The 3,003-nt window shown below is 62.7% G+C and carries 5 protein-coding genes; 1 reads left to right on the plus strand and 4 read right to left on the minus strand.

Features of this window, described 5'->3' with window-relative positions:
- A partial coding sequence (locus EOA28_RS30915; RefSeq protein ID WP_128315621.1) for a chorismate synthase occupies positions 1-202 on the minus strand: 202 nt, incomplete at its 3' end.
- A gap of 195 nt (positions 203-397) precedes the next feature.
- Here EOA28_RS30915 and EOA28_RS30920 point away from each other — a divergent pair.
- On the plus strand, positions 398-661 hold the full coding sequence (locus tag EOA28_RS30920) for a DUF1344 domain-containing protein (RefSeq protein WP_042641719.1): 264 nt from the start codon (positions 398-400) through the stop codon (positions 659-661).
- 238 nt (positions 662-899) lie between these two features.
- On the opposite strand, the gene EOA28_RS30925 is transcribed toward EOA28_RS30920, so the two are convergent.
- The 3 genes from EOA28_RS30925 to EOA28_RS30935 all read right to left on the minus strand — a co-directional run.
- Entirely contained in the window at positions 900-1,487 is a 588-nt protein-coding gene (locus EOA28_RS30925) for a histidine phosphatase family protein (protein WP_127252855.1), read from the minus strand.
- Between the two features lie 106 nt (positions 1,488-1,593).
- Positions 1,594-2,412, minus strand: coding sequence for an enoyl-ACP reductase FabI (gene fabI, locus EOA28_RS30930; RefSeq protein WP_126078577.1), 819 nt, complete (start codon positions 2,410-2,412; stop codon positions 1,594-1,596).
- A gap of 108 nt (positions 2,413-2,520) precedes the next feature.
- Positions 2,521-3,003: DnaJ C-terminal domain-containing protein (locus EOA28_RS30935; protein ID WP_281060937.1), on the minus strand; the 483-nt coding region annotated here is incomplete at its 5' end.

The following is a 3,003-nucleotide window of genomic DNA, read 5'->3' on the forward strand; positions in this document are numbered from 1 at the left end:
GGATCTTGACCTCGTCCGGCTCGCGGCGCTGGGTGACGAAGCGCGACTGTCCGGGGCGGCGGCGGTCGAGCTCGGCCTGGATGTCCTCGCGCTTGAAGCGGATGCCGGGCGGGCAGCCGTCGACAACGCAGCCGAGCGCGGCGCCATGGCTTTCACCCCAGGTGGTGACGCGGAAGAGATGGCCGAATGTGTTGTGAGACATGAAAAACGCCCTGCCGGTGAGGAAAACCGGTTACGGCTGCCTTCTATTGGCGTTTTCCACGGTGGTCAAACGGGTGCATCAAACTGTGATCTGGCGGATTTAGTTTTGACACATTCGGTTGGTTTCTGCTCTCTTCCCATCCGCCGTTGAGGACCCGCCGCTGACCAGCCGGCGCAATGACCAAAGAGGACGACGATGCGTACCCTGATTGGCGCCGCCTGCGCCATGCTCATGATTTCCACCGCCGCCGCGTTCGCCGGCCAGACCGAAGGCCTGATCAAGAAGGTCGACAAGGACACGCTGACGTTGACGCTTGACGACGGCAAGGCCTACAAGCTCAACGCTGAGACCGACATCGACTCGCTGAAGCCGGGCATGGACATCGTCATCGCCTATGACGTGAGCAATGGCGAGAATGTCGTCACCGATATGCAGTTGCCCGACAGCGACCAGAACTAACTTTTCCGGCCAGGGGCTTGAACGCCTAAGCTTCGTCATTCCAGGGCGAAGCAAGGAGCGCAGCGACGCGCAGACCCTGGAATCCATGCCGTTATGTCAGAGCTTTGCAGCGGTGCAGAACGACCCTTTCTGCACCGTTTTTACTATTCGGCGAATGTCACGGCATGGATCCATGGGTCCTCGCTCCGCTTCGCGTCGCTGCGCCCAAGGATGACGACTTTCACGGCCGCACCCGGACCTATAACCACTCCAAACTCCGGCCCTCCAGCCGGAGCAGGCGGTCCTGCGGGATCTCCAGGGCGGCCGCCTCGTTCTTGGATATGCCTTCGACGAAGCGGAAAAGGCAGCGGATCACGCCGCCATGGGTGACGCACACCGTCTGCCGGTCAAGCGCGTCGAACCAAGGCTTCACCCGTTCGAGCAGCATCTCGTAGCTTTCCGCACCCTCGCCGGGCGGCTGGAAATCCCATTTGGCGGCGCGGCGGCCACGCGTGGATCCAGGATGCCGGGCCTCGAGCTCCCGAAACGTAAAACCCTGCCATTCGCCGAAACTCAATTCCACCAGACGCGGCTCCGTCCGATAAGCGAGCGGGTCGAGCCCCATTGCCGCGCGCATCAGTTCCATGGTTTCGCATGTGCGCCGCATCGGACTTGCGACAAAGTCGAAATCCTCTCCTTTGCCGATCATCGCGGCCAGGCGCCGTCCGTTGGCAGTCGCCTGCTGGCGTCCAAGCTCATTGATGTCGGTGTCGGCCTGACCCTGCAGGCGACGCTGGGTATTCCACTCGGTCTGGCCGTGGCGCGCGATGTAGACGAGCGGGTACATCAGGTCTTCCGAGGTCGGACGCTATTTGCTTTTGCAAGCAATTCCGGACGGAAAACCGCTTCGCACTTTTCCTGGAATTGCTTGGACGCTGGATAGGCGGAGCGGATTAGTCCTTGACGGTCGAGATATCCGGCGCGTCGACCGCCTTCATGCCGACGACATGGTAGCCGGAATCGACGTGATGGACCTCGCCGGTCACGCCGCGCGACAGGTCGGATAGGAAGTAGACGCCGGAATCGCCGACCTCTTCCTGTGTCACCGTCTGCTTCAGCGGCGAATTGTACTCGTTCCACTTCAGGATATAGCGGAAATCGCCGATGCCGGAGGCGGCGAGTGTCTTGATCGGCCCGGCCGAGATCGCGTTGACGCGGATCTTCTTGGCGCCGAGATCGACGGCGAGATAGCGCACGCTCGCTTCCAGCGCCGCCTTGGCGACGCCCATGACGTTGTAATGCGGCATCACCTTCTCGGCGCCGTAATAGGTCAGCGTCAAAAGCGAGCCGCCATCGGTCATCAGCGGCTCGGCGCGCTTGGCGATGGTGGTGAAGGAAAACACCGAGATGTCCATGGTGCGCAGGAAATTGTCGCGCGTCGTCTCGACATAGCGGCCGGTGAGCTCGTCCTTGTCGGAGAAGGCGATGGCATGGACAAGGAAGTCGAGCTTGCCCCAATGCTCGGCGATGTCGGCGAAAACGGCATCAAGGCTTTCCGGGTCGGTGACGTCGCAATGGCCGGCGACATGCGCGTTGAGCTCGGCCGCCAGCGGCTCGACGCGCTTCTTGAAGGCTTCGCCCTGATAGGTCAGCGCGATTTCGGCGCCGTGATCGACGCAAGCCTTGGCGATGCCGAAAGCGATCGACCGATTATTGGCGACGCCCAGGATCAGGCCCCGCTTACCGGCCATCAGGCCCTGTCCACCTGCCATGTGCAAGCTCTCCGCAAGAATATCTGCTTTGTGGAGAGCCCTATCGCACAGGCACAGAGCCCCTTCAAGCGCTCAAAAGACACTGTAACGGGAACAAGATTTCCTCGATCAGCTTTTTTGGCGGCGCATCAGGGTCTCAAGCTCGGCATCGCCGCCCTCCGGCAGCATCAGCCGGACATGGGCATAGAGATCGCCGTGACCGCCGGCCTTTTCCGGCAGGCCCCGGCCTTTCAGCCGCAGCACCTTGTCCGAGCTCGACCATGCCGGGACGTTGACCGCGAGCTTGCCGGTCGGCGTCTCGACCGCCACCTTGGCGCCGAGCACCGCGTCGGCCAGATCGACAGGCAGATCCACATGCAGGTCGCGGCCCTCGATGCGGTAGCGCGGGTGGCGGCGGATGTGGATCTTGACCAGCGCGTCGCCCGGCTGTCCAGGCCCCTGCTCGCCCTGGCCCTTCAGGCGGATCGTCTGGCCGTCCTCGACATAGGCCGGCAGCTTGACCGCGACCTTGCGGCCGTCGGGGAACATCGCCGTCACCTTGTCGGCGGTGGCCGCCTCCTCGACGCTGATGTCCATGGCGACGTTGAGCTC

The organism is Mesorhizobium sp. M2A.F.Ca.ET.067.02.1.1, from assembly GCF_004023285.1.
In the GTDB taxonomy this organism is placed as follows: domain Bacteria; phylum Pseudomonadota; class Alphaproteobacteria; order Rhizobiales; family Rhizobiaceae; genus Mesorhizobium.

Bases quoted from the DNA above. Each gene is read 5' to 3' on its own strand.
- EOA28_RS30920 (WP_042641719.1), top strand. From the start codon at position 398: ATGCGTACCCTGATTGGCGCCGCCTGCGCCATGCTCATGATTTCCACC.
- fabI (WP_126078577.1), bottom strand. From the start codon at position 2,412: ATGGCAGGTGGACAGGGCCTGATGGCCGGTAAGCGGGGCCTGATCCTG.
- EOA28_RS30925 (WP_127252855.1), bottom strand. From the start codon at position 1,487: ATGTACCCGCTCGTCTACATCGCGCGCCACGGCCAGACCGAGTGGAAT.